Origin of the sequence: Marinobacter orientalis, from assembly GCF_004792665.1 — a bacterium.
GTDB classification, from domain to species: Bacteria; Pseudomonadota; Gammaproteobacteria; order Pseudomonadales; family Oleiphilaceae; genus Marinobacter; species Marinobacter orientalis.
In genome coordinates, this window is sequence record NZ_SRZX01000001.1 from 790,919 (window position 1) to 817,412 (window position 26,494).

General features: G+C 59.1%; 26 protein-coding genes. 14 read left to right on the forward strand and 12 right to left on the reverse strand.

Going from position 1 to position 26,494, the window contains the following annotated elements; genetic code table 11:
* Window positions 1-47 precede the first annotated feature (47 nt).
* From ppk1 to DIT72_RS03800, 4 genes are all read right to left on the reverse strand, one after another.
* On the reverse strand, window positions 48-2,186 hold the full coding sequence (gene ppk1, locus DIT72_RS03785; RefSeq protein WP_135953849.1) for a polyphosphate kinase 1: 2,139 nt from the start codon (window positions 2,184-2,186) through the stop codon (window positions 48-50).
* 59 nt (window positions 2,187-2,245) lie between these two features.
* Window positions 2,246-3,262 carry a porphobilinogen synthase gene (hemB, locus tag DIT72_RS03790; RefSeq protein ID WP_135953850.1) on the reverse strand — a complete coding sequence of 339 codons (1,017 nt, stop codon included), beginning with the start codon at window positions 3,260-3,262 and terminating at the stop codon, window positions 2,246-2,248.
* A 121-nt stretch (window positions 3,263-3,383) separates the two neighbouring features.
* Window positions 3,384-4,412, reverse strand: coding sequence for a lipase secretion chaperone (locus DIT72_RS03795; protein WP_228260721.1), 1,029 nt, complete (start codon window positions 4,410-4,412; stop codon window positions 3,384-3,386).
* A 178-nt stretch (window positions 4,413-4,590) separates the two neighbouring features.
* Window positions 4,591-4,812, reverse strand: a complete 222-nt coding sequence (locus DIT72_RS03800; protein WP_135953851.1) for a hypothetical protein — start codon at window positions 4,810-4,812, stop codon at window positions 4,591-4,593.
* A 269-nt stretch (window positions 4,813-5,081) separates the two neighbouring features.
* Between DIT72_RS03800 and DIT72_RS03805 the strand changes: the two genes are divergently transcribed.
* The 4 genes from DIT72_RS03805 (at window position 5,082) to panP (ending at window position 9,829) form a co-directional block, all read left to right on the forward strand.
* Window positions 5,082-5,714: a TetR/AcrR family transcriptional regulator gene (locus DIT72_RS03805; RefSeq protein ID WP_135953852.1), complete on the forward strand. Its 633-nt coding sequence runs from the start codon at window positions 5,082-5,084 to the stop codon at window positions 5,712-5,714.
* A gap of 2 nt (window positions 5,715-5,716) precedes the next feature.
* Window positions 5,717-7,420: an isovaleryl-CoA dehydrogenase gene (locus DIT72_RS03810; RefSeq protein WP_135953853.1), complete on the forward strand. Its 1,704-nt coding sequence runs from the start codon at window positions 5,717-5,719 to the stop codon at window positions 7,418-7,420.
* Window positions 7,421-7,524: 104 nt separating this feature from the next.
* A complete protein-coding gene (locus tag DIT72_RS03815) occupies window positions 7,525-7,959 on the forward strand; it encodes a DUF503 domain-containing protein (protein ID WP_228260722.1) in 435 nt (144 codons plus the stop codon).
* Window positions 7,960-8,152: 193 nt separating this feature from the next.
* The gene (gene panP, locus DIT72_RS03820; protein WP_135953854.1) at window positions 8,153-9,829 is read left to right on the forward strand and encodes a pyridoxal-dependent aspartate 1-decarboxylase PanP; all 1,677 of its coding nucleotides are present in this window, start codon (window positions 8,153-8,155) and stop codon (window positions 9,827-9,829) included.
* Between the two features lie 215 nt (window positions 9,830-10,044).
* Here the strand turns inward: panP and DIT72_RS03825 are convergent, their stop codons facing one another.
* Together DIT72_RS03825 and DIT72_RS03830 are read right to left on the reverse strand one after the other, a co-directional pair.
* Complete coding sequence (locus DIT72_RS03825; protein WP_114611307.1) at window positions 10,045-10,311, reverse strand: hypothetical protein; 267 nt, start codon at window positions 10,309-10,311, stop codon at window positions 10,045-10,047.
* Window positions 10,312-10,414: 103 nt separating this feature from the next.
* Window positions 10,415-11,974, reverse strand: coding sequence for an inorganic phosphate transporter (locus tag DIT72_RS03830; RefSeq protein ID WP_135953855.1), 1,560 nt, complete (start codon window positions 11,972-11,974; stop codon window positions 10,415-10,417).
* Between the two features lie 227 nt (window positions 11,975-12,201).
* Between DIT72_RS03830 and DIT72_RS03835 the strand changes: the two genes are divergently transcribed.
* Complete coding sequence (locus DIT72_RS03835) at window positions 12,202-12,648, forward strand: flavodoxin (RefSeq protein ID WP_135953856.1); 447 nt, start codon at window positions 12,202-12,204, stop codon at window positions 12,646-12,648.
* Between the two features lie 6 nt (window positions 12,649-12,654).
* Here the strand turns inward: DIT72_RS03835 and tesB are convergent, their stop codons facing one another.
* The 3 genes from tesB to rubA form a co-directional block, all read right to left on the reverse strand.
* On the reverse strand, window positions 12,655-13,530 hold the full coding sequence (gene tesB / locus DIT72_RS03840; RefSeq protein WP_135953857.1) for an acyl-CoA thioesterase II: 876 nt from the start codon (window positions 13,528-13,530) through the stop codon (window positions 12,655-12,657).
* Window positions 13,531-13,610: 80 nt separating this feature from the next.
* The gene (locus tag DIT72_RS03845) at window positions 13,611-14,765 is read right to left on the reverse strand and encodes an NAD(P)/FAD-dependent oxidoreductase (RefSeq protein WP_135953858.1); all 1,155 of its coding nucleotides are present in this window, start codon (window positions 14,763-14,765) and stop codon (window positions 13,611-13,613) included.
* Window positions 14,766-14,801: 36 nt separating this feature from the next.
* Window positions 14,802-14,969, reverse strand: a complete 168-nt coding sequence (rubA, locus tag DIT72_RS03850; RefSeq protein WP_135953859.1) for a rubredoxin RubA — start codon at window positions 14,967-14,969, stop codon at window positions 14,802-14,804.
* A gap of 201 nt (window positions 14,970-15,170) precedes the next feature.
* Between rubA and DIT72_RS03855 the strand changes: the two genes are divergently transcribed.
* The 8 genes from DIT72_RS03855 (at window position 15,171) to DIT72_RS03890 (ending at window position 22,586) form a co-directional block, all read left to right on the forward strand.
* Window positions 15,171-15,728 (forward strand): hypoxanthine-guanine phosphoribosyltransferase, encoded by a 558-nt coding sequence (locus tag DIT72_RS03855; protein WP_135953860.1) that lies wholly within the window; start codon window positions 15,171-15,173, stop codon window positions 15,726-15,728.
* Window positions 15,709-16,251 carry a chorismate--pyruvate lyase family protein gene (locus DIT72_RS03860; protein ID WP_135953861.1) on the forward strand — a complete coding sequence of 181 codons (543 nt, stop codon included), beginning with the start codon at window positions 15,709-15,711 and terminating at the stop codon, window positions 16,249-16,251. Before DIT72_RS03855 ends, DIT72_RS03860 begins: the two co-directional genes overlap by 20 nt.
* A 97-nt stretch (window positions 16,252-16,348) precedes the next feature.
* A complete protein-coding gene (ubiA, locus tag DIT72_RS03865; protein ID WP_135953862.1) occupies window positions 16,349-17,236 on the forward strand; it encodes a 4-hydroxybenzoate octaprenyltransferase in 888 nt (295 codons plus the stop codon).
* Window positions 17,237-17,337: 101 nt separating this feature from the next.
* Window positions 17,338-18,030 carry a phosphate regulon transcriptional regulator PhoB gene (phoB, locus tag DIT72_RS03870; RefSeq protein WP_135953863.1) on the forward strand — a complete coding sequence of 231 codons (693 nt, stop codon included), beginning with the start codon at window positions 17,338-17,340 and terminating at the stop codon, window positions 18,028-18,030.
* A gap of 57 nt (window positions 18,031-18,087) precedes the next feature.
* Complete coding sequence (phoR, locus tag DIT72_RS03875; protein WP_135953864.1) at window positions 18,088-19,404, forward strand: phosphate regulon sensor histidine kinase PhoR; 1,317 nt, start codon at window positions 18,088-18,090, stop codon at window positions 19,402-19,404.
* A gap of 233 nt (window positions 19,405-19,637) precedes the next feature.
* Window positions 19,638-20,780 carry a lytic murein transglycosylase gene (locus DIT72_RS03880; RefSeq protein WP_228260723.1) on the forward strand — a complete coding sequence of 381 codons (1,143 nt, stop codon included), beginning with the start codon at window positions 19,638-19,640 and terminating at the stop codon, window positions 20,778-20,780.
* Between the two features lie 79 nt (window positions 20,781-20,859).
* Window positions 20,860-21,891, forward strand: a complete 1,032-nt coding sequence (locus tag DIT72_RS03885; protein ID WP_135953865.1) for a metal-dependent hydrolase — start codon at window positions 20,860-20,862, stop codon at window positions 21,889-21,891.
* A gap of 2 nt (window positions 21,892-21,893) precedes the next feature.
* Window positions 21,894-22,586: a pseudouridine synthase gene (locus DIT72_RS03890; RefSeq protein WP_135953866.1), complete on the forward strand. Its 693-nt coding sequence runs from the start codon at window positions 21,894-21,896 to the stop codon at window positions 22,584-22,586.
* Here the strand turns inward: DIT72_RS03890 and DIT72_RS03895 are convergent, their stop codons facing one another.
* From DIT72_RS03895 to ilvD, 3 genes are all read right to left on the reverse strand, one after another.
* Window positions 22,587-23,066 carry an asparaginase domain-containing protein gene (locus tag DIT72_RS03895; protein ID WP_135953867.1) on the reverse strand — a complete coding sequence of 160 codons (480 nt, stop codon included), beginning with the start codon at window positions 23,064-23,066 and terminating at the stop codon, window positions 22,587-22,589.
* A gap of 26 nt (window positions 23,067-23,092) precedes the next feature.
* Window positions 23,093-24,022: a D-alanyl-D-alanine endopeptidase gene (pbpG, locus tag DIT72_RS03900; RefSeq protein WP_169449978.1), complete on the reverse strand. Its 930-nt coding sequence runs from the start codon at window positions 24,020-24,022 to the stop codon at window positions 23,093-23,095.
* A gap of 88 nt (window positions 24,023-24,110) precedes the next feature.
* Window positions 24,111-25,787: a dihydroxy-acid dehydratase gene (gene ilvD / locus DIT72_RS03905; protein ID WP_135953868.1), complete on the reverse strand. Its 1,677-nt coding sequence runs from the start codon at window positions 25,785-25,787 to the stop codon at window positions 24,111-24,113.
* 211 nt (window positions 25,788-25,998) lie between these two features.
* Here ilvD and DIT72_RS03910 point away from each other — a divergent pair, with 211 nt between their 5' ends.
* Window positions 25,999-26,397, forward strand: a complete 399-nt coding sequence (locus tag DIT72_RS03910; RefSeq protein ID WP_135953869.1) for a glutaredoxin family protein — start codon at window positions 25,999-26,001, stop codon at window positions 26,395-26,397.
* Window positions 26,398-26,494: the final 97 nt, after the last annotated feature.

Consider the following 26,494-nt stretch of genomic DNA (forward strand, 5'->3'; position numbering starts at 1 on the left):
CGACCGCACTCCCCTGCACCAACGGTGCAGGGGAGTGCGGATTATCATTATTTCCCGGTCAGGCGTTCCAGCAATACCAGTTGCGATGCCAGACGACTCTCACCCTCTGCCGGCTGATTCTGGATGTAACTGCCATCCGGCTGCAAGACCCAGGACTGACAGTTGTCGGCCAGATAGGTATCCAGGTCTTCACTGACCCGCGCTATCAGCGCAGGATCTTCAATCGGGAAGGCCGTCTCCACGCGGCTCAGCAGGTTTCGCTCCATGCCGTCGGCGCTGGAACCGTATACTTCCGGCCGGCCGTTGTTGCCAAAATAGTAAACCCGGGCGTGTTCCAGAAAACGTCCAATGATGGAGCGCACCCGGATATTGTCCGAAAGCCCCGGCACTTCCGGCCGCAGGCAGCAGATGCCACGGATGATCAGGTCAATCTGCACGCCGGCTTGCGACGCACGGTACAGCGCCTTGATCAGCTCTCGTTCGGTCAGGGCATTGAACTTGAAAATAATGCGTCCTTTGGGGCCCAGTTCAGCTTCCCGCTCCACCAGTCCCAGCAGGCGGGTGTGCAGGGTAAAGGGTGAATGGAACAGTTTCTTGATCTTCAGCGCCTTGCCCATGCCTGTCAGCTGCTGGAACAGCTTGTTGACGTCATCGCCGATGGATTCATCGCAGGTCATATAGCTGTAATCGGTGTAGAGACGGGCGTTGCCGGCGTGATAATTGCCCGTGCCGAGGTGGACATACCGGCGCAGTTTTCCTTCCTCGCGGCGCACAATGAGGATCATCTTTGCGTGGGTCTTGTAGCCCACCACACCATAAACCACGATTACCCCGGCCTCCTGCAGACGGCTCGCCAACTCGAGATTTTCCGCTTCGCTGAAGCGGGCCCGCAGTTCGATAATGGCGGTGACTTCCTTGCCACGACGGGCCGCATCCATCAGCGCCTCAACAACTTCCGAATCAGCGCCGGTGCGGTAAAGAGTCTGGCGAATGGCCAGCACCTGGGGATCCTTGGCCGCCTGCCGTAACAGGTCAACCACCGGACTGAAGTTTTCATACGGATGCAGCAACAGCAGCGGACGCTTGCGGATGGCGTCGAACATGGATTCCTTGCTGCGGATCTGGCGCGGAATCGAGGGCGAAAAGCCGGAATAGGTCAGGTCCTGTCGATCCACCAGTCCACCCACTGCCATCAGGCGGGTGAGGTTAACCGGCCCGTGCACCTGGTAAAGGTCGCGCTCGGTAAGACCAAACTCACGCAGCAGAAAATGCACCAGCTCTTCCGGGCAGTTGTCCGCCACTTCCAGCCGCACACCGTCACCAAAGCGACGGCTCAGCAGCTCGCCGCGAAGGGCCGACGCCAGGTCTTCAAGGTCGTCTTCAAGCTCGAGGTCAGCGTTGCGGGTCAGGCGGAACTGGTAACAGCCCTTCACTTCCATACCCGGGAACAGTTCATCAGTATGGGCGTGGATCATCGATGACAGGAACACCAGGTTATCACCGCCATTACACACATCGTCCGGCAACCTCACCAGACGTGGCAATGAGCGCGGTGCGGGCACGATTGCCATACCGGTTTCACGACCAAAGGCATCCTTGCCGTCGAGCTCGACGATAAAATTCAGACTCTTGTTGACCAGCCGCGGAAAGGGATGGGAGGGATCCAGACCGATCGGGCTGACCACCGGCAGGATTTCCTCGTCAAAGTAGCGCCGCACCCACTCAGCCTGGGCCTCCGTCCACTCCCGGCGCCTGACAAAGTGAATATTTTCCTGTTCCATCTCGGGAATCAGCACATTATTGATAATGTCGTACTGTTCGCGGATGTACTCATGGGCGACCCGGCTGATTTCGCCCAGGACCTGCTCCGGCATCATGCCATCGGAGCCCAGCGTTTCCCGCCCATACTTGATCTGCTGGCGCAGGCCGGCAACACGGATCTCAAAAAACTCGTCCATGTTGCTGCTGAAAATGCAGCAGAACATCAGCCGGTTAATCAATGGATGGGTGGTGTCCAGTGCCTGCTTGAGCACCCGGTAGTTGAACTGAAGCTGGCTGAGCTCGCGGTTGAAGTAGTTTTCCTGGGCCGCCACATCAACGTCATTGCCAGGTGTCGGCAATTCCACCGGCGCCGGCACATTCTGGTTATCGACAGCCTTCAGGTTATTTGCAGATTCAGTACTCATTGCTAGCTGCTTCCATTATCAGGTTGCTGGTACAGCCCCCTGCTTGTGACTGTTGCCGGTCAGGCATCGCCGCTGCGTATCAGCCGCGCCGCCCTGACGGCAAAATAGGTAAGAATGGCGTCGGCACCGGCACGACGCATGGCCATCAGGCTTTCCATCATTACTGCATCGCCATCGAGCCAGCCGTTTTCAGCGGCGGCCATGTGCATGGCATATTCACCGCTGACCTGATAGACGAAGGTTGGCACCTTAAGCTCGTGCTTCACCCGGTAGACAATGTCCAGATAGGGCATGCCCGGCTTGATCATCACCATGTCAGCGCCTTCGGCAATATCCATGGCAACTTCCTGCAGTGCTTCATTGCTGTTGGCCGGGTCCATCTGGTAGGTGGCCTTGTTGCCCTTGCCCAGATTGCCCGCCGAGCCGACCGCATCGCGGAAGGGGCCATAATAGCTGGATGCATACTTTGCAGAATAGGCCAGAATCCGTGTATTCACATGGCCGGCGGACTCCAGGGCATCCCTGATGGCTGCAACCCGACCATCCATCATGTCGGACGGGGCTACAATATCCGCACCGGCATCTGCATGGGAGATAGCCTGGTTCACCAGCGCCTGCACGGTCACATCGTTAAGTACGTAACCGTCGTTATCGATGATCCCGTCCTGCCCATGAGTGGTAAACGGATCCAGCGCCACATCGGTGATGACACCCAACTCGGGCTGGGCTTTCTTGAGAGCTCTCACCGCGCGCTGGGCCAGACCTTCGGCGTCCCACGCGCCCGAGCCCGACAGGTTCTTGTATTCTGCCGGCACCACCGGAAACAGCGCCACCGCCGGAATGCCCAGGTCAACCAGTTCCGCAGCCTGCTCTACCAGCAAATCTATGCTCAACCGCTCGACACCCGGCATCGACGGCACCGTTTCCCGCTGGCCCTCACCCTCCAGTACAAACACCGGAAAAATCAGATTATCGGCACTGAGCTGATGCTCCCGCACCAGCCGGCGGGAAAAACCGGCAACCCGGTTGCGACGCAAACGGGTAGCAGGGAAAACACGGTTTGCCGAAGAGCTCACGAAACACCTCCTGTGGAAAATGGCGCAGAATGCTGCCCCATCATACACGCCCGCAAGCGGCGGTGGCAGGGCCCAGAACTGATCCACTGGCCCAGGCTATCCTGCCCCCATGAACAGAATGTTACCGGATGGAATCGAGAGCTTCGGCCCGCAGCTTTTCCGTGCCCTCGAAGTAGTCATCCCTTAGCGAATCAATGGCGGCTTCACGCTCAGGGCCGGCAAGCCCCAGTTCTTCAAGCGCCGACAGTTCATTGCTGTAAGCCTGCCATTTGTTATCCCAGGCCCGCTGTCCGGCTTCGACCTGCTCCAGTTGCCGGGCGGCTTCGTCACCAAAGCGCTCTTCCCGCCACGCATGCAGCGATTCCGGATCATCGGCAAATTCTGCACGTGCGCGCTGGTAGTCGACGAACTTGCGGGTATCCTGGCGAGCCTGACGCACCGGTGCTGGCAATGCCTGTTCGGCCCTCGCCAACGCCTGCTTCCGCTCCTCACCGGACAACGAGGAGGCGGTCCTGATGCGCAGCTGTTCGATCTGGAAGCGGTCCAGGGCTTCGTCGGTAGCGAAAAAGGCATCTGCAGTTTGCGCATCCATCCAGTTGCGTCGCAAGGCACGGATTTCCGCCATTTTCCGCTGCATTTCATCGGCGTCCAGAGTTGCAGAATTGCCGTGGGACGCTTCCAGATCACCCAGCGCCAGCTTGTAATCCAGGTAGTCTCCCAGTATGGCGAGGGCTTCAGAACGCGCCGGCTCTGCCAGCCGCCCAAGCGCCTGCTCTATTCGTGCAACCAGTTGCGCCAGCGTCTCCTCACCCAGGGCAGCAAGGTAATATTCAAATAATTGCCGTAACTGCGGTGTGGCAACAAGAGACCCACCACTATCAGTCCTGGCCCAGCCGTCGGGCAGGCTGGTTCCCGCCAGAGATGCCGGTAACTCTTCCGGTACTACCACTCCCGCGTCTCCCACCAACCTCGAAGGGGCCTTTCCCCGTTCAGTCTGATCCTGCTCTGGCGCACCCCCGACAGGGACCTCCCTGGCATCTTCGCCACCCGGGGGCGTTGCCGGATTGCCACCGTGGAAAATAACCGTGCCGGCAAAAACCACCGCCATAGCAAGCAGTGCGACTGTGGCGAAACCAGGGAATCCTCTCATCAATCAGGCCTGTTCAGTGGTCAAATGTGGCATGAATAACGATCATGAAAGATAGAACGGGCTATCCTGTTGGTAGCAGCATAGAGGAATGCGGAAGGCGTCGATGAGACGGGAGTCAAAACAACCGTAAACGACGGAGGTAAAACGGCCGCAGCCCCGGGACTGCGGCCTGGCAGATCTACAGCGAGCGATTGTTGAAGCCAACGTCCACCTTGCGGGAGGAATCAGAACGGAATGCCGTATCGACTTCCTCAATTCTGCCGCCCTGGCTCAGAAACGATTCCATATCCTGCTGAAGCTGGGCACGAATACGCGCACGGCCGGCAATGGAATGGTTATCGTCGCTGTCGTGTGTCCAGCTACCGGATTGCTCCAGATTGCTTTCGTCGAATTCACCCATGAATTTTCTCCATCAACGAAAACATAACAATGAGCGCACCAAGCCTGTACCGGCAGGCCGCTCAATCTCAGCGGGTGGGCCTTGGATCCCGCCTTGGCGTCTTTATAATCCGGTTTCGGTTGCAACGCCATTTCCTGACAATGCATTTTTTGTAAACTTTTGTAACATTTACCATGTCTCTGTTTTTAAAAATAATATGAACAAGGCTGTTCAGCCTCGCTGATTGACACAAAGAATGAATAATGATTCACTACTTATAAGGAAACCGCATGGCATACCGGGAAACTGAAAAAATGCGCAATCGCAAGGCGGAAGCCCGCAAGCGCATTATCGAGTGTACTCACGAATGTGTCGCCGAAGGCGGCTTCCGGAGCGCTCAGATTACCCGTATTGCAGCCTGCGCCGGTGTTGCCACAGGAACCATCTACCGGCACTTCGAGTCCAAGGAAGACCTGTTCGCAGAAATTTTCAGGATTGCAACACAGCGGGAAGTGAACAGGGTTGCGGAAGCGCTGGCTACAGAAGGTGACCCTGTGGTCCGGCTGGAGACGGCACTGCGCCAGTTTGCAGAACGCGCTCTGAGAGGCCCGGTAATGGCCTGGGCACTGATCGCTGAACCGGTAGACCCGAAAGTAGAGGAAGAACGCCTGAAGTTTCGCCGGGCTTACGCCGAACTGTTTGAGCAGGCGATACGGGAAAGTATCGAAGAAGATAGCCTCCCCGTTCAGGATGCAAGGCAAAGCAGTACCTGCGTTGTCGGTGCCATTGCTGAAAGCCTGGTGGGCCCACTTTCACCGGCCCAGGCAGAAGGTGCAGACCAGGCAGATAAAAACGACCATGATCCGCTGGTCGACTCCATCATCTGCTTTTGCATGCAGGGGTTGACTGGCACCAGGAGGTAAATATGAACGCCCACCAGCCGGTGCCACAAGACAGAACACAACCCTCCGGTGACGACCGTTACCTGGCCACAACCCACGAGGTCTTCAACCAGCCCACGGCCCTGGAGAACTACAACCTGTTTGAGCAGGACCAGGCTCTGCAGGAGGCAGTAGCGCGGGAGGGCGCGGCAGCAGCCACCAGCGATCTCAGGCAATTCGGCGCCTTTGCCGGCGCTGCGGAAACCATCGAACTGGGATTCCGGGCCAACGAGAACAAGCCGACTTTCAACACCCATGACCGCTTCGGTCACCGGATTGACCAGGTGGACTTCCATCCTGCCTATCACCAGCTGATGTCCACCGCGATGGAAAACGGTCTGCACAGCAGCCCCTGGACCAATCCCGGAGCCGGCGCCCACGTTGCCAGGGCCGCCAGGTACTACATGCATTCCCAGGTAGAAGCAGCTCACTGCTGCCCCATTACCATGACATTCGCTGCCATTCCCTCAATCCGCAAGCAACCGGAACTGGCAGCCATCTGGGAAGACAAGATCCTCGCCAACAGCTATGACCCGCGCAACCTGCCGGACAGCGAAAAGCAATCCGTCACCATCGGCATGGCGATGACCGAAAAACAGGGTGGCAGCGACGTCCGCGCCAACACCACTCGCGCCTACGCCATCGGCGCCGAAGGTCCGGGCCAGGCCTATGAGCTTGTCGGGCACAAATGGTTCGTATCAGCCCCCATGTGCGACGCCTTCCTGGTATTGGCCCAGACCAAAAGCGGACTGTCCTGCTTCCTGATGCCACGCTGGCGTCCGGATGGCAGCAAAAACCCCTGGCAGGTCCAGCGCCTGAAAAACAAGATGGGCAACATTGCCAACGCCTCCAGCGAGGCTGAACTGCGCGGCGCCCTGGCCTGGATGGTCGGCGAAGAAGGCCGCGGCGTACCCACCATTATTGAAATGGTCGCGATGACCCGCTTCGACTGCATGATCGGCAGCTCCGCCGGCATGCGCCAGGCATTTGCCCAGGCCAGCCACCACTGCCACCACCGCAGCGCCTTCGGCAACCGCCTCAGCGACCAGCCCCTGATGCAGAACGTGCTGGCCGACCTGGCACTGGAAAGCGAAGCCGCACTGGCCTACACCATGCGCATCGCCCGCTCGCTGGACAGCCAGCACCTGGAACACGAGCGCCTGCTGGCCCGACTGGCCACCCCGGTGGGCAAATACTGGATCTGCAAACGGGTACCGAACCACGCCTACGAATCCATGGAGTGCATCGGCGGCAGTGGCGTGATGGAAGACTGCATCATGCCCCGCCTGTTGCGGGAATCACCGGTCAACGCCATCTGGGAAGGCAGCGGCAACGTCCAGTGCCTGGACACCCTGCGCGCCCTGCATAAAGAACCGGACACCCTCGATGCCTTCTTCAGCGAAGCCGCCGAGGCCCGCGGTAGCGATGCCCGCTTCGACCGCTTCCTGGCGCAGCTGCAGAACGACTTCGCCGATATCAGCGACTTCGAATACCGCGCCCGTAACCTGGTGGACCGGCTGGCCCTGCTGATGCAGGCATCGCTGCTGCTCAGAAACTCCGACCCGGCCGTAGCCGACGCCTTCTGCGCCTCAAGGCTGGAACACAACGGCGGCCTGAACTACGGCAACCTGCCCTCAGGCACCGATCCGGCAGCCATTATCAAACGGGCAACGCCTGTAGTAGGCTAAGCTGGATGTTCGCCAGAGTATTACGGTGAGCGACTTGGCGGACTCCACATGAATTGTTCGCGAACCGGTGTGGAAGGGCTTTCCAAAACTGTGCGGACCCATGGATGGCGGAGCCCAAGCGCCACATGGACGTGCCGAAGGAGCGTGTTTTGGAAAGCCCTTTCACACCGGTTCCAACACCCAAGCCGGAAGCAGACATGTCCGAAGCACTGAGAAAGCTCCTCGACCAAGGCAACCCCCAACAACCGGTTATCACACCTCACGTAGGCGTGCTAACCCTGCACTTCCAGCTCTACGCGTGCGAAGACCTCAAAGCCAAACGCAAAGCCTTCACCGCCATGAAAGCGGTCTGGGGCAAAGAACCCGACCTGGCCGTCGCCGAAACCGCCGATCACGAGGCCCTCGACTGCGCCACCTGGACCATCGCCACCCTCGGCAATTCCTCGCAGCAGATATCCCAGCGCCTGGACCAGGTTGAAAAAGCCATACAGGAACGCATTGACGCTGCCATACTGGACGTACACCGGGAGATACTTTGACCCTTCTGGAGGCGGATACCATGCTGTAGCGTATGGTTTCACGACACCGTATACTACGCCTCCTCAGGGAGAACAGAGCGCCAGGGCGAAGCCCGGTGGCAAGTTACCGACGTCGGAGCCCAGAGTTTCCGACCGTATCCGCAGTGCATCCGGAACAGGCCCTGTGGATGACCACTGATAGTGTGTGGCACCTATGACCGGAAAGAAAAAATCCGCCCAGGCCTCGGTAGAGGCCATGTATCGTGTATTTACCGTGCCCGAGGCACCTGAATCCACCCTGAGCCGGATTGACCAGAACATATCCCGCAACCTTGCCGGATTCCTGCAGGAACACATCGTTGCGGTCGAGCGGGATCTTTCCGACGTCGAGAAAGACTTCTCGGACTACGCCATACCCGAAAAACCGGTTTTCGTCTCCGAACAGGCCCAGTTCCTGCTCGACAAACTGGTGGCGAACTCCGTACATACGGCGTCTCCGAGCTTTATCGGCCACATGACATCGGCATTGCCCTACTTCATGCTGCCGCTGTCCAAAATCATGATTGCCCTCAACCAGAACCTGGTGAAGACCGAAACCTCCAAGGCCTTTACCCCCATGGAGCGCCAGGTGCTGGGCATGATCCACCGGCTGGTCTACGAACAGGACGGCGCCTTTTACCGCAAATGGATGCACGACCCCCGCCACGCCCTTGGCGCCATGTGCTCGGGCGGCACCGTCGCCAACCTGACGGCACTGTGGGTAGCCCGCAACAACGCCTTCCCCGCCGAAGGCAGCTTCCGCGGCATCCACGAGGAAGGCCTGTTCCGGGCCCTGCGATATTACGGCTGTGAAGGCGCCGCGATACTGGTATCGCGGCGTGGCCACTACTCCCTGCGCAAAGCTGCGGATGTACTGGGCCTGGGTCGCGAGTTTCTGGTACCCGTTGACACCGATGACGACAACCGCATCAACACCGACGCCCTGCGGGAGAAGTGCCTGGAACTGCATCGCCAGAAAATCCGGGTCATGGCCATTTGCGGCATCGCCGGCACCACTGAAACCGGTAACGTCGACCCGCTGGATGCCATGTCAGACATTGCCCGGGAATTCGGCGCCCACTTCCACGTGGACGCTGCATGGGGCGGGCCAACGCTGTTTTCCCGCAGCCACCGGTACCTGTTGAGGGGGATCGAAAAAGCAGACTCGGTAACCTTTGACGCCCACAAACAGCTCTACGTCCCCATGGGTGCGGGCCTGGTGGTGTTCCGTGACCCCGGCCTGGCCAGCGCCGTTGAGCACCACGCCCAGTACATTATCCGTAAGGGCTCGCGGGACCTGGGCAGCACTACCCTGGAAGGTTCAAGGCCGGGCATGTCGATGCTGATCCAGTCAGGCCTGAAGATCCTGGCGCGGGAGGGGTATGAAATCCTTATCGATCAGGGCATCGACAAGGCTAAAACCTTCGCAGAAATGATTGATGCAGAGGCGGATTTCGAACTGATCACCCGGCCCGAGCTCAATATTCTGACTTACCGCTATTGTCCGGAAAAGGTGCAAAAAGCGCTCTCTGTCGCCGACCCCTTGCAGGTCGAACGGCTGAACACTTCCCTGAACCGCATTACCAAGTTCCTGCAGAAAACCCAGCGGGAGCGGGGCAAGGCATTCGTCTCCCGGACACGCCTCGAGCCGGCACGCTATTTCAACTTTCCCTGCATCGTGTTCCGCGTCGTCCTGGCGAACCCGTTAACCACAAAGGAAATCCTGGCAGACATACTGAAGGAGCAGCGGGAGCTGTCAGGGGATGAAGGCATCCAGGACGAGATCAGCATCCTCGACCAGATGGCCGACGCCGTGCTGAAGCTGCATCAGTCCGGGGTTCATCAGGCCTGACATCACACCACCTGTTAGAAACCACGAGCGCGGCAGCACTCCGCCTGAATTCGCGGCGTCATGCCCCGGATTCGCCGTGAACGGGGCGGAACAGGCTTCCAAAACCGTGCGGAGCCATGGATGGCGGAGCCGAGCGTACAGGGAGGTATTAACGGCGTGTTTTGGAAGCCTGTTTCGCCCCGTTCACCTACTCCGGGTTGAAGTAAGCCCGGGAATCAGTAAAGCGCCTCTTCATCATCCAGAACTTCGTCCAGAATCTCGAGAAACATGTGATCGGCGCTGCTCCAGTTCTCCGGAATGCGGATCGTCGTATTGGCGCTTATCTCCCGGGCAATCAGCTCATTGGCATTGGGCTGATTGCGGTATTTACGGGCAATTTCCACCGACTTCACGGCGATTGTCGGGTCGCTCAGAACCTTCTTGATAAATACCCTGAGCTCGTCAATGACCTTTGCCTGACGGCTTTGCTCTGCTGAACTCATGATCAATCCCCGGACAGGTTGCAATATTGAGGGAGGCAAGCGCCTCCCGTATAGGGAATAGTATGGATCAAACCGGCAGCTGACAACCAGCGCAGGCGATCCATTACATCAGAAAGCCGCGTAACGTGTAGAACAGGATCGCCGCCATGCAGGCCGACACGGGCACGGTGATAATCCAGGCAGCAACGATACGGGTCAGGTGGGAGCGCTTGACCATTTCCTCGCGGTAGATCTTCTTGAGGCGCTTACGCTCTTTCTTGGACAGGGGCACCTGCTTCTTTTGCTTGGCCTGCTGGAGCAGGTTTTCCATTTCCTCAACAGAGGCGTTGCGGAAATCTTCGAGGAACGGACGCAAACGCTCACGCTCCTCTTCTTCATGACTGTCCATGATGTTGTGAAGCTGGGTCGCGTAGTTCGACTTCAGGTATTCCCGCAGGAAGCCCACACCAAACACGCCACCTACGGCAATATGGGTTGAACTGACCGGCAGCCCCAGCTGTGAGGCGATGATCACTGTGAGAGCCGCTGACAGGGCAATGCAGAATGCACGGGTTTTATCCAGTTCGGTGATTTCGCTGCCAACCGTCTTGATCAGCCGCGGGCCGAACAGCATCAGGCCCACTGCCAGCCCGATTGCACCCACCAACATAACCCATAGCGGGATGGCCGCGGAGGTTACCACCGCTTCTGCCGAGAGCGCATCGTTGATTGCCGCCAGCGGGCCGATGGCGTTGGCCACGTCGTTGGCACCATGGGCAAAGCTGAGCAGTGCCGCGGCGAAAATCATCGGCCAGACGAAGAGCTCGTTCACGCCAGCGGTGCTGTTTTCCATGGTCGCGGCACGGCGGCCAACGAGGGTTCTCATGGCGATAAAAACGACGACCGCCAGTGCCAGACCAACGATAGAAGCACCGAGGAAGTCGACACTGACAATCTTCTTCACCCCTTTGACCATCAGGTAGGTACCAAACGCCCAGGCCATAATGGCCACCAGCCAGGGCACAAAGGTTCGGGCGGCAGAAACCACGTTCTGCCGGTACAGCACTGTCTTTTTGATGGCAAACAGGAACAGGGCCGCCAGCACGCCACCCATCACCGGCGAAATAACCCAGCTCGCAACTATCTTGCTCATCACCGCCCAGTCAGCTATGCCCCAACCGCCCGCGGCGATACCGGCACCCAGAACGCCACCGACAATGGAATGTGTGGTGGAAACCGGCGCGCCCATCCAGGTGGCCAGGTTCAGCCAAAGGGCGCCGGCAAGCAGGGCCGCTGTCATCAGCCAGACAAAAGTCTCCACATCCTCCAGCCGGTCAGCGGCGATAATGCCGCCCTTGATGGTGGAAACCACGTCACCGCCAGCAATAATGGCGCCGGCAGCCTCGAACACCGCGGCAATGACAACGGCACCGCCCAGCGATAGCGCCCCCGATCCCACAGCAGGGCCGACATTGTTGGCCACGTCGTTGGCACCGATATTGATGGCCATATAGCCGCCAATGACCGCGGCGGCCATCAACAGCATGCTGTTGGGCATGCCACTACTGATCTGCCCTACCGCGAGGAAGATAAAAAACAGAAACAGGAAACTGATTCCGACGCGGTAACGCTCAGTGGAGGGGCTGGTCAGAAGAGTATCAAGGAATCCGATTTTGCTGGCCATAACACATCAGGTCTCGCAATAGGGGAATACAGAAGGCGGCTTTTCAGCTTTTACACAGGCGCAACTATAATTTTTTTGCCATGAAAATGAAACAAAACCGTCATTATCGCAATTGTGACGGTAATGGAGGTACAGTTTCCACCGAACAGCCATCTCCCTCACCGGCGCTTGAGGCGCACCCGTCCAGTCGCTATTATCGTCCCGCAATTCAATGAACAGGACCACTCATGGCATCAATCCGGATTCTGGTTGGCAGCGTCTACGGTGGCGCGCTGCTGACGGCGCGTTCACTGAAAAAAAACCTGGAACGGGAGGGGCATCAGATCATCGTCCTTGAAAATCCGGAGCTGGAGGACATATCCGGTAACGACGATCCGGTATTGATCTGCACGTCCACCACGGGACAGGGCGAAGTTCCCCCCAACCTGCTGCCGTTTTACCTGAGACTCCGTGAGGAGCTGCCGCAGCAACCGGGACGCCCTTTCGGTGTCATCGTACTGGGCGACAGCTCCTACGGGGACACGTTTTGCGGTGCCGGCGAGCTGATGGAAGAGGCCTTTTACGAAACCTCGGCGCGGAAAGTTGGTGACACTCTGCGCATCGATGCCCTGGAAACCACCGAACCGGAAGCCGAAGCCGGTCCCTGGGCCCGCCAGTGGGTGAAAGATCTTTAAGCCGCGCTAGCCGGGGCTGCCCGGCTGACTCCGATGGCGAATCAATGCTTCCTGCGTTGTTGACGCCACCAGCCGTCCCTGTTGATCGAAAAAGTTACCGCGATTGAAGCCACGCCCGCCGGACGCGCTGGGGCTGTCCTTGTCGTAGAGCAGCCATTCGTCCATACGGAACTCGCGATGGAACCAGATGGAATGGTCGAGGCTGGCTACCTGCAACTTGCTGCTCATGAAGGTCACGCCATGGGGGTTCAGGGAGGTTCCCAGGAACGAGAAATCAGACGCGTAGGTCAGCAGGCACCGGTGTAGCACGGGGTCATCCGGGAGATGGCCCTGGGTACGGAACCAGCTCTGTTTATAGGGGGGACGGGGCTCCGGCTTCAGCGGGTTGACCGGGTCTACGGGCCGGATCTCGATAGGGCGATCCCTGGTCAGAATTTCCCGGAAATGCTCTGGCACGTGGGGCGCCAGCAACTTGCCATATTCCTGCTCGGACTTGAGACTCTCAGGGTCCGGTGCCGCCGGCATTTCCAGTTGATGCTCAAAGCCTTCCTCCGCACCCTGGAATGACATGGAGCCGGTGAGAATTTCCTTGCCATTCTGGCGCGCAATCACCCGACGTACGGAAAAACTGCCGCCGTCACGAACCCGCTGTACTTCATAATCAATGGGCATGCTCTGGTTGCCCGGCCGCAGGAAATAGGTATGCAGGGAATGGGGCAGGCGCCCCTCCACTGTACGGCTTGCGGCCATCAGGGCCTGGCCCAGGACCTGGCCACCAAACACATTGGGAAAGCCGAGATCTTCACTCTCACCCTGGAAGTGATCGTCACCGATCGGGGAAAGATCCAGCAGATCCACCAGTTTTCTGGTTACTTCCAGCATGCCCGCTCCTGTCAATTTCGTTAGCTCACGAATCACTTTCTACCGCAAGCCGGGAATTTTCGCAATCCCGGTACCACTGATCAATTATGGATTGGTGGCACTTCTTTTGACAGGGCCTGCTTCTCCACCGCATAACGGCCAGTAACCGCGAACCCCAGGATCTCGCCAGACCCACTCCTGAACAGGGCCCGAACATCCTGGCCCTCGGCATCCACCTCCCAGGTGCCCGACGCGTCAGGCGGTGGCGGACAGACGGCTGTCTGGCAGCAGGGTGTCTTGACCATGACCGGCATGGTGCCGTACTTCACCTCGGTTCGTTCCCCCGACAGGGTTTTCGCCAGGGCGCGGGCGCAGGCCATCAGTGGCAGAACGTAGAGCATGACGTGGCCATCCACTTCAGCACAGTCTCCCAGGGCATAAATATCCGGTGCGGATGTTTCCAGCGCCCGATTCACCACGATTCCGCGGTTAATCTCAAGGCCAGCCGCGGCAGCCAGCTCCGTCCGGGGCCGCAGCCCCACAGCAGAAATCACCAGATCGGTGTCCAGATGTTCGCCATTGGCCAGCGTCAGGCTCGCGCCATTTTCCCGCGCAGCAACATGCTCCACCACTGTTTCCAGATGAAACCTCACCCCCAGGCCTTCAAGGCCACTGCGCACCGCTTCCGCGGCAGCAGGCGGCAACAGCCCCGGCATCAGGGTATTGGAAGGGGCAATCACATCCACGTCGTAGCCGCCGTTTCGCAAGTCATTGGCAAACTCGCAACCGATCAGGCCGGCACCCATGATGGCCACCCGCTTCTTACCCTGCAGAGCCTTGCGGAAAGCGCGGTAGTCCATCAGATCGTTAATGGGAAACACATGCTCCTGGCCGTCACCGGGGATAGACAGGCGGATTACGTCCGCACCCCAGGCCAGAACCAGTTTGCTGTAGGCCAGACGCTCATCCCCCAGCACCAGCTCGTGGGCGTCCGGATCAATACCGGTGACGGAGGTGTAGGTGCGCAACTCCAGATTCAGTTGCCCGGCCATGGCGTCCGGGGACGCCTGGGCCAGCTCATCCGCTTCCTTGCCTTTGGTAAAGCCGGTCGAGAGCATGGGCTTGGAATAACTGGAGCCATCGTCCGCGGTAACCATGACAATCGGCGTTTCCTGATCCTGCTTACGGATTTCTTTCGCCAGGGTGTAACCCGACAGTCCGGTGCCCACAATCACAATGGGTGCTTCTGTACTCATGACCCGCTCTCCAGCCCGGTTTTCCTGACGGCCTTGTCAGCCCATCTCGATCATTTCAAAATCTTCCTTGCCCACGCCACAGTCGGGGCATTCCCAGTCATCCGGCACATCTTCCCAGGCAGTTCCGGGCGCAATACCATCATCCGGCCAGCCTTCTGCCTCATCATAGATAAATCCGCACACAACGCATTGCCACTTCTTCATGCCATTCCTCCAAATCTCATCAGGGCGCGATACTAATTGTCAGACAATAATGCACGCAAGTGTTTCATATGCTTTTCCGGCACGATTCAAACGGGCAACCATCATACCCACCGCTGCAGCATTGACCAATGCCGAACGCCCCCTCCCTTCGGCGCGACTCCTCCGGTATAATCCCCCGTTTTACGACAGGACCCGAACTCTATGACCGATACCTTCGCCGAACTTAACCAGGTAATGGCCGAAGCCGACTGCCTGGCGAGCGAGCAGCAGGTACAGGCCGCCGTTCAGTCCCTCGCGGACGAAATCAGCAGGCGCCTGAAAGACACCAACCCCCTGCTGTTCTGCGTAATGAACGGCGGCCTGATTCTTACCGGCCAGCTGTTGCCGCGGCTGAAGTTCCCGGTACAGGCGGAATATCTCCATGCCACCCGCTATCGTCAGGAAACCACCGGCGGCATACTGGAATGGAAGCTGCGACCGGAAGCCGACATGAATGGCCGCACCGTGCTGATTGTCGACGACATTCTGGATGAAGGTACGACGCTCTGTGCCATTGCGGATTACTGCCGCGCCCATGGTGCCAGTGAAGTGTTGACGGCAGTGCTGGTGGATAAACAGCACGACCGCAAGGCAAGGCCGGACCTGAAGGCCGACTTCACCGGGCTGGAGGTGGAAGATCGCTTCCTGTTCGGCTACGGCATGGACTACAAAGGTTACTGGCGCAACGCCCCGGGAATTTATGCCGTCAAGGGACTCTAAGCCCGTACTCATCCCGCCGACGGACTGGTACCGCTCATTTTCAGCAGCCGGACTGAGAAATCCGGCCGTTCACGGCAAGCTTGGCCACTGGCTGAAACTTGAGGGCTCGCTGACCCGGGCATTGCAGCTTCGGTGCCGTGAGAGCTTCCGTGTGGACATTCTCCGGGAAGGTTTTGCCCGCCCGACACTGGAAGAGGCCCGTACCCTGGGTATTCCGTTACGCCAGAATGCCTGGGTCCGGGAAGTCTGCCTGAACGGCGATGACACTCCCTGGGTGCTCGCCCGCACGGTCATTCCCCTGGCGACCCTGGCGGGGCGGGGTCGGCTCCTGCGCAATCTGGGACGCAGACCTTTGGGGGCCTATCTGTTCAGTAATCCCGAATGGCAAAGGGGTCCGTTCGAGACAGGCCTGTGTCATCGTAACTGTAACGCCCAGCCCCTGGCAGCACGCCGGTCGCGGTTTTTCAGTGGTCATCGCGCGCTGCTGGTGGGTGAGTATTTCCTGCCGACACTGATCCACTGAAACCTGGCCCCCCTCGGTCACCGCCCTTTAACGCCACCCCGCCGCTGGCTATAATTCCGCCTCGACGCCCTGAACATAACCCTAACGGACCTAGCCCATGCTGCCCAACGCCGCGCCCGTCCACATCCAGGCCCGCCTCGCAGACTATGCCCGCCTGTTGCGCCTCCACCGGCCGATCGGCAGCCTGCTTTTACTGTGGCCTACCTACTGGGCGCTGTGGCTTGCTGCTGACGGCTTCCCCGACATCGGCAATTTTATCGTATTCACCCTGGGCGTTTTCCTGATGCGGGCTGCGGGCTGTGCCATCAACGATTTCGCCGACCGCAAGGTGGACCGTCATGTAAAGCGCACCAAAGACCGCCCGCTCACTTCTGGCCGTATTGAAGCCTGGGAAGCCGTTGCGCTGTTCGCCGGGATTTGCCTGCTGGCCTTTCTGATGGTGGTGCTGTTCACCAATACGCTGACACTGTACCTCTCTTTCGGTGGCGTCATACTGGCCTTCATTTATCCGTTCATGAAACGCTACACCCATTTGCCGCAACTTTTCCTGGGGGCGGCCTTCTCCTGGGCCATCCCCATGGCCTGGGCCGCCGAAGCCGGCGAGGTTACGCGCATAGCCTGGCTGCTGTTTACCGCCAATGTGCTATGGACCGTCGCCTACGACACCCTTTACGCCATGGTCGACCGCGACGACGACATCAGGATCGGCATCAAGTCCACCGCCATTCTTTTCGGCGAGGCCGACCGGGCTGTTATTGCTGTACTCCAGGCCCTTGTGGTGATGATCCTCATCCTGGTGGGCCAGCACGCCGGGCTGGGCGTTTTCTTCTACCTGGGGCTCGTTGCCATGGCCTGCCTGTTTGTCTTCCAGCAGCACCTGGCCCGCTACCGGGAGCGGGATGGCTGCTTCAAGGCATTTCTCAACAATAACTGGGCCGGCTTCGCGGTTTTCGCCGGCTTGCTGGTGGATCTCATCATCCGTTGATTTAACAAATCCGGACACAGGCATATCCTGTCATATACTTGTAACACTACCCGGTTGTAATAAGGCAGCAACATTACAAGGTCTGACACAGGTTAATGCTGATGACTGGAAAAACTGTCCTGATTGTCGATGACGAGGCACCTATCCGCGAAATGATCGCCGTTGCCCTCGAGATGGCTGACTACAACTACCTCGAGGCAGCGGATGCCCGTGAAGCGCATGCCCTGATTGTCGATAAGCAACCCGACCTCATCCTGCTGGACTGGATGCTTCCCGGCACCAGCGGTGTTGAACTGGCGCGCCGGCTGAAGAAAGACGAGGCCACCGCCGAAATCCCCATCATCATGCTCACCGCCAAAGTAGAGGAAGACAACAAGATCCAGGGCCTGGAAGTGGGCGCGGACGATTACATCACCAAGCCTTTCTCGCCGAGGGAACTGGTAGCCCGGCTCAAGGCCGTTCTGCGCCGGGCCACTCCGCCCGGCTTAGAGACCCCCATCGAGGTGGACGGCCTGACACTGGACCCGGTGGGCCACCGTGTCACCACTGCAACCGGGGCTCTGAACATCGGCCCCACGGAATACCGGTTGCTCCAGTTCTTCATGACACACCAGGAACGGGTCTATACTCGCTCCCAACTGCTGGACCAGGTGTGGGGTGGAAACGTCTACGTTGAGGAGCGGACGGTCGACGTTCACATACGCCGCTTGCGCAAGGCCCTTGGTGACCAATACGATCACCTGATCCAGACAGTGCGTGGCACCGGCTACCGGTTCTCTACCAGGGCGGCATAACCACAATCGGCGCCCTCAACCCCGCAAGGGGCCGGAACTGACTCAGGGGCAGCAGTAATGCAACACAATTGGTCAAGGTACGTGCGATGGATCATCGCATTCCTGATTGCGTGTACAGGGGTCGGGCTTTTCTTTGGCGAGCCGGTGTACGGGCTGACGATTGGACTTCTGGTCTACCTCTGGTGGACGCTGGCTCAGGCCAAGCGCCTTTACCACTGGCTCGGCAATCCCGATGGCGGCGATGAGGCCCCGCAGAGTGTGGGGCTCTGGGGTGATATGTTTGACGGCCTCCACAAACTTCACCAGAACCACCTCCGCACCCAGGACAAACTTCGTGCCCAGATCAACCGGGTGCAGGAATCCACCAATGCCATGCGCGATGGCGTCATCATGACCGACTCTCGCGGAGCCATGGAGTGGTGGAACGGCTCGGCAGAACATTTGCTGGGCTTTCGTCGCAGCTCGGATCAGGGCCAGTTCATCCACAACCTGATCCGCAATCCGGCTTTCAAGGCCTATTTTGACTCCAGGGACTACCGCGAGCCGCTGGAACTGAATTCACCGGCCCGGCCCCATATCCATTTGCAGATTCAGATCAGCCTGTTTGGCGACGACGATCGCCTGATCGTGGCCAAGGACGTGACCCGGCTCTTCCAGCTCGAACAGATGCGGCGCGATTTTGTTGGCAACGTCTCCCATGAAATGAGAACACCGCTGACGGTGATCAGCGGTTACCTGGAAACCCTGGTCGACAACGCCGATGACCTGCCCCCCAAATGGCGGCGCGCGATCAACACCATGGCCCAGCAGTCGTCCCGCATGGAAGCGCTGATTACCGATCTGATACTGCTGTCAAAGATTGAAACCGGCGAACAGACCATCAGCGATGCGGTAACGGACGTCAAACCGATGATCAGCCAGATATGCCACGACGCCAAAGCCCTCAGTGGCGACCAGGGGCATGAGTTCAGCATCAACATCGGCGAACGCCACCTGCTCACCGGCGACCAGAGTCAGCTGCGAAGCGCCTTTTCCAACCTGATTTTCAATGCGGTGAAATACACCCCGGCGGGTGGAAAGATTACCGTCACCTGGAATACCGATCGCGAGGGTGCGCATCTGTCAGTGAAGGATACCGGTATTGGTATTGATCCGGTCCATATCCCGCGGCTAACCGAGCGCTTCTACCGCGCTGACCCGAGCCGGCACAAGGAAACCGGTGGCACCGGCCTGGGGCTGGCGATTGTCAAACACGTGCTGCTGAACCATGATGGCCGGCTGGAGATACGCAGCCATATTGGTGAGGGCAGCGAGTTTATCTGCCACTTCCCCCGGGAGCGGCTGGCGGAAAGAGTCCCTGAAACCGGCTCCTGACCGGTGCCTGACGACTTCTTCTGAGCTGGGGAACCCTCAGGTTAAAGAATTGTCACTGAAAGCGGACGACAACAGTATTTCAGCCCCATGAAAACAGGCTACCATGAGCCTGAAACATCCACTCCAGACCGAGGTTCAGCGTGCCGACCATATTCCCAGGAGCTTTTACCGGCAAACGGACGATTCGCCACCTTTCACTCGCGGGACTGCTTGTCCTCGGAAGTCTGCCCGGTGTGGCTTACAGCGAAGCCTCGGAGGATTTTTACCAGTGTATTGAGCGCCTGGAAACCCGGGCAATTGATGCCGGCGTGTCCTCGCAAACCGCCACGGAAGTACTGGCAAGTGCAGAGTACCTGGAACGTGTTATCGAGCTGGACCGGCGGCAGCCGGAATTCACCACCACCTTTGCCGACTACCTGAACCGCAGGGTAAACGACCAGCGTGTCAGTAAAGGCCGGGAACTGCTGCAGGAACACCGGCAACTGCTTGATCGTGTCACCCGTGAGACCGGCGTACCCGCCCCCTACCTGGTGGCCTTCTGGGGCCTGGAAACCAACTTTGGCGCTTACTTTGGCAAGATGCCGGTACCCAGCTCCCTGGCGACACTGGCCTGTGACCAGCGCCGCAGTACCTTCTTTACCGAACAGCTGATTGCCGCCCTGCAGATCATCGATGAAGGCTCCATTGCAGCGGAGCAAATGGAAGGCTCCTGGGCCGGGGCCATGGGGCATGTCCAGTTCATGCCTACCGTGTTCCTGCGCCATGCAGTGGATGGCGATGGCGACGGCCGGCGGGACCTGTGGAACAGCCTGCCGGATGCCATGATGTCAGCAGGCAACTTCCTGGAGGATCTTGGCTGGGATGGCGACTACCGCTGGGGGCGGGAAGTTCGGCTGCCAGACAGCTTTGATTATGAACTGGCGGACGGCCGCAAGCTCTCTCTCGAGGAGTGGCGGAAACTGGGCGTTACTGACGCGTTCGGCAACCCACTCGCCAACGAGCCCATCAAGGCCTCCCTGGTGGTGCCCTCCGGCCATCGCGGACCAGCTTTTCTGGCCTACAAGAACTTTGGCGTGATCATGGGCTGGAACCGTTCCGAGTTCTACGCTATCGCAGTGGGGCATCTGGCAGACCGTATTGCCGGTGCCGGAACCCTGCAGAATCCGCCTCCGGAGGACCTGCCCGCATTGTCCCGGGACAATATTATCGCTATCCAGGAAGCCCTGAACAGCGAAGGCTTCGACACCGGGGAGCCAGACGGAATCATGGGCCCCAATACCCGCTCCGCTATCCGTAACTATCAGGCCGCTAATGACCTCGTGGCCGACGGTTATCCCGGCGATGCGGTTCTGGAATCACTTGCGGTAACACTCTGATCCGGCCACATCCGGTGATCCGGAAAGCGAATTCCGCGCATACTATCTGTCGGATTCCACTGACAAGGTTTAACGCCCGATGGACTCGATTACCCAGGCTGCACTGGGCGCCTCGCTGGCAGGCGCGGTTGCCGGAAAAACCCTTGGCCGTTCGGCGTTGCTGATCGGCGCGGCCCTGGGCACCCTGCCGGATCTGGATGTGGTTATTGATTACGGCACTGCCGTGGCCAACTTTACCCAGCACCGGGGCTTCAGCCATTCCCTGTTTATTCTTTTTCCGCTGTCGTTTTTTATCGCCTATGCCCTCTACCGCTGGCGCCCCATACTCGGTTACAGGCGCTGGTTCGGAGTCAGCGCGTTGATTCTGCTGACCCACCCGCTGCTGGATGCCTTTACCACCTACGGTACCCAGTTGTTCTGGCCCATTGGGCCGCCGGTTGCCATCAACAGTATTTTTATCATCGACCCCCTGTACACCCTGCCCCTGCTGGCCGGAGTACTCGCATTCCTGTTCCGTGGGCCGCACACCAGATCCGTCACCGTGGGCCTGGCGCTATCAACGCTGTACCTTGGCTGGAGCGTCACTGCCCAGCAGATCATTTCAGACCGCGTCGAGCCGGCACTGGCACAGGAAGGTCTTCAGCATGCCCCGAAAATGGTGCAGCCAATGCCCTTCAACACCCTATTGTGGCGTGTCACCGTTATGGGTGAGGAGCAGCGTGTGGAAATTGTCACCGGGTTTCTGGACGGGGATGGGCCGATCACCCTGGAAAGCTTCCCCCGCAATCCTGAACTGGCGGAAGCGGCCGCGTCTCTTGAAGAGGGAAGGCGGCTGCAATGGTTTACGGATGGTTTCCTGCATTACGAAAGAACCAATGGCAGGCTGACCGCAACAGATATCCGTCTGGGCATTCCCGGGGCGCACCCGTTCACCTTCGTTCTGGCCAAAGATGATGGCGAAGGTTTTACCGCGGAACCCAGCTCCCGCCTGGAGCGCCCGGCTGTTGCAGGTGAACTGCTGGGTGTGCTGTGGAGCCGGATGACGGGATCGGCCGAGGTGATATGCCTTGCCAGCCTGACCCTGCCGCCAGCGGGAGAAGGCTGTAGCTGAGCATGCGCCTGGATTATTTCATAGCCACCGCCACAGCCCTGTCACGCCGGGATGCGAAGAAAGCCATCAGCGCCGGCCTGGTGAAGGTGGATGATCAGACCTGCCGCAAGGCCGGTACCCCGGTGGCTCACGACTCCACAATAACCCTTGAAGGGCATCCCCTGTCATTACCGGGCGAACGCTACCTGATGCTGCACAAGCCCCGGGGTGTCATCAGTGCCACCACGGACAGCCAGCAGCCAACTGCACTGGACCTCCTGCCAGACGGGATACGGCAGGGCCTGCACATCGCGGGGCGCCTGGATGCCGACACCACCGGCCTGCTGCTGCTGACCACCGACGGCCAATGGTCCCACAGAATAACGTCTCCCAGGGTTAACTGCCCGAAAACCTACCGGGTCGCCCTCAGCGAACCCATTGATGCGACAGCCATTGCGCAGTTGGAACAGGGCGTTGCGCTGCGCAACGAGCCCAGGCCGACTGCGCCCGCCAGGGTGCAGAGACTGGACGACCGGCTGATTGACCTGACCATTTCCGAAGGGCGCTACCATCAGGTCCGGCGAATGCTGGCTGCGGTGGGCAATCATGTGGACGGGCTTCATCGATGGCGGATCGGCGACATCATTCTTGACCCGGCTCTGGCACCGGGACAATACCGCGAACTCAGCCCCGCTGAAGTAGACTGCCTGGCCTGATCAGGTCCGCTCGAAGCGCTGGGCCTTCAGGTTCTTGCGAACGGAACCGGCCTCGAACACCTCTCCGTTCATGGCGATATAGACACCGTGGGATAACAGCCTGGCCGCTGCCCAGGCAAAACCGATGTTGAAAGCCGCATCACTGCGACGCATGCGGGCTGGCTGCATGGCCCCGGTGAGCACAATGGTCTTACCCTTTACGGATAACAGTGCGCGCGCCGTTTCGGCCATGGTGTCGGTGCCGTGAGTGATGACAACATGTTCTGCAGGACAACGGCTGACAGCGTTTCTGACCGCGTCGCGGTCCTCATCCGTCATCTCCAGACTGTCCTTTCGCATCAGACCCGTGACCGAAAATCCGTCGCGGATATTGGATTCCGCAAGCAGTTCTCCGACCAGGCTGTCTCCGATTTCAAACTCACTGTTGGCATCAAAGTACACCTTGTCGATGGTGCCGCCGGTGGTGAATATTTCAATCATTGGCGTAGATCCTGAAAACTTCTTTGTCAGTTCAAGCTGACAGAGGCGCTGTCAGAAGAGGCATAAGCTGCATTCTTCTTCTGCTCATAGGCCCGTGCTGATGCAGCCACGCTACCGCCCGCCCCCGTGGTCAGCCAGCGCTTGATACGCCCGGCGTCCCCCATCGGTGAGCGGGTGCCCAGAGAGTCCAGCAATACGGTCACTACCGGGCGGCCATCCATTTCCGAGAGCATGACCAGGCAGCGCCCCGCCGCAGACAGGTAGCCGGTCTTGCTGACTCCGACGCCCCAGCTCTCGCGGTGTACCAGGATATTGGTGTTGCCGAACGCAAGGCGGTAACGGGGCTGCCGGAATTGCCCCGTAAAGTAGCGGGTGGTGGAATATTCCCGGATCTGGGGATATTTGCTGGAGGCCCTGACCAGGCGCACCAGGTCCGCTGCCGTGGAACGGTTGTTAACCGAAAGCCCGGTAGGATCCACGAACGTGGTATTCATCATGCCCAGCTCCCGGGCCTTTGCATTCATCGCCTCGACAAAGGCGTCATAGCCGCCCGGATGGTGACCGGCCAGAGTGTAGGCTGCAAAGTTTTCCGACGACATCAATGCAATTCGCAGAACGTCGCCCCGTCTCAGCTCGGAGCTTTTGCGAATGCGGGTGTAGGCGTTTGCCGGCGCCGGTATATGACGCTCCCTGAATTCCAGCCATTCGGTCAAAGGCTCTCCGGACTCCATCACCACCAGTGCCGTCATCAGCTTGGTAATAGAGGCAATAGGCACCGCACGATCGGCATTCTTGCCATACACCAGCCCGTCTGCATCAGCGTAGGCCACCGCAGCGTTGACCGAGGCCAGTTGCAACTCGGCCCGTTCCGGCCCGGAGCTTTCATGAGCGATGGCAGGCGACAGCTTTACAAGCAACAGCACTGCCCATGCCAGTAAACCGGCTGATCGGATCATCTTTTTAACCCTTCTGTATGTGCCCGCAAACGATTACCGCATCCGTGCAAGCGACGACTATACCAGCGAAAATGTCCGCTGGCTCTGGTCACGGCTTATCCGTCACCGCACCTTCCGAAGCCGAGCCTACTGTTCGTGCATACTTGGCCAGTACCCCGCGGGTAAATCTTGGCGCCGGCTCTGACCATGCTTTCCGGCGACGCTCCATCTCCTCCCCGGAAACGTCCAGCTCAATACGGTTGGCAACGGCGTCGATGGTAATGGTGTCACCATTTTCAACCAGCGCCAGTGGCCCGCCTTCAGCCGCTTCCGGAGTGATATGGCCAACCACGAAGCCGTGGCTGCCACCGGAAAAACGACCGTCGGTAATCAGCGCCACATCGTTGCCGAGTCCCTTTCCCATGATTGCAGAAGTGGGCGTCAGCATCTCCCGCATGCCCGGGCCGCCCTTAGGCCCCTCATACCGGATCACAATGACATCGCCCGCCACCACGGTACCATCCATGATCCGCTCCTGGGCCTCTTCCTCGGAGTGAAACACCCGCGCACGGCCGGTGAAGTGGGTACCCTCTTTACCGGTAATCTTGGCCACTGCACCGGTAGGCGCCAGGTTACCGTAAAGAATACGCAGGTGACTGTCTGCCTTGATGGGATTGTCAAAAGCGTGAATGATGTCCTGGTTCTCGGGGTAGGGCGCCACATCTCCCAGGTTCTGGGCCAGCGTCTGTCCGGTAACCGTCATGCAGTCGCCATGGAGCAGGCCCTTGTCCAGCAGCATCTTCATCAGTGGCTGAATGCCGCCAATCGCCACCAGCTCCGACATCATGTAATGACCACTGGGGCGCAGGTCTGCCAGCACGGGTACCCGCTTGCCAATTTCCACAAAATCATCCAGCGACAGCTCAACTCCGACCGTACTGGCCATGCCCAGCAGGTGCAGTACCGCATTGGTGGATCCTCCCAGGGCAATCACCACCGTGATGGCGTTTTCAAAAGCCTCCCGGGTCATGATGTCCGAGGGTTTGATGTCCCTGTCCAGCAGGTTGAGTACCGCGGCGCCCGCCGCCCGGCAGTCCGCTGCCTTGGTATCGGAAACGGCGTTCTGGGCCGAACTGCCCGGCAGACTCATGCCCATCGCCTCAATAGCCGAGGCCATGGTGTTGGCAGTGTACATACCGCCACAGGACCCCGGGCCCGGGATTGCGGTTTCCTCAATCTGCTTTACATCAATCAGGTCCAGATCGCCGCGGGCATGGGCCCCCACTGCCTCGAACACGGAGATGATATCGGTGTGGTTCTTCCCTGGCATGATGGTGCCGCCGTAGACAAATACCGACGGCCGGTTCAACCGCGCCAGCCCCATCATGCAGCCCGGCATGTTCTTGTCACAGCCGCCGATGGCTACCAGCCCGTCAAACCCTTCACACCCGGCCACGGTTTCAATGGAGTCAGCAATGACCTCCCGGGATACCAGCGAGTACTTCATGCCCTCGGTACCATTGGCGATGCCATCGGACACGGTAATGGTATTGAATGTCAGGCTCTTGCCACCAGCCTCATCGGCACCGGCAGCGGACTCTTCCGCAAGCTGGTTGATGTGCATATTGCAGGGCGTCAGGTTGCTCCAGGTGGAGGCAATACCGATCTGTGGTTTGCGGAAATCCTCGTCAGTGAAGCCCACCGCCCGCAGCATGGCACGGCTTGCCGACTTTCCGAGACCGTCCACTACTGGGGACGAATGGCGGCGGCGCTTGTCTTCTGTCATCTCGTTGCTCTCCTGTTAACCACCGGTACGCCCGGCACTGTTCCTGTTATGAACGTGAGATTGGCAGAAACACCCGGTGACAGCAATACACCTCCTCGCCAGTGCCCCCGGACCTGGCCGGGAACAGGCCGGAATGATACTGTAGACGCTCCCGTACCTGGTGGGGTCATACCCCCGGCCCACCCCCTTCACCCGGAGCCGTATACCGTCCATGAGACTCATCATCCGTTATTTTTTCCGCACTCTTCGCCTGATCCTGACACCGTTCATGCTGATCAGCGAAAAGATCACTACCCCCAAAAGTATAGAACGATCGCCCGAAGAGCAGGCCCGTGTGGATAACGCCTGCGAAAACCTGGCGCTTTACCAGTTCAGCGCCTGTCCGTTCTGCATCAACGTACGCAAGGAAATGGCCCGCCTGGGACTAACCATTGAAACCCGCGATGCCCAACACAACGGCAGCAATCGTGAAACCCTTGCCGCAGGTGGTGGACAGGTCAAAGTGCCTTGCCTGTTCATTGGTGAGGAAAGTGGCAGCGAGCAATGGCTGTACGAGTCCAAAGACATCAAATCCTGGCTGCAGCAGCGGTTTGAGCCAGCCAGTACCTGACATTTATCCTGGCAATCTGGTTAACAGACGGTAAAACAAGATACGATTACGACTGATCTGCATCAACAGCTTTTCAGATTGTGCCTTCTATAATCGC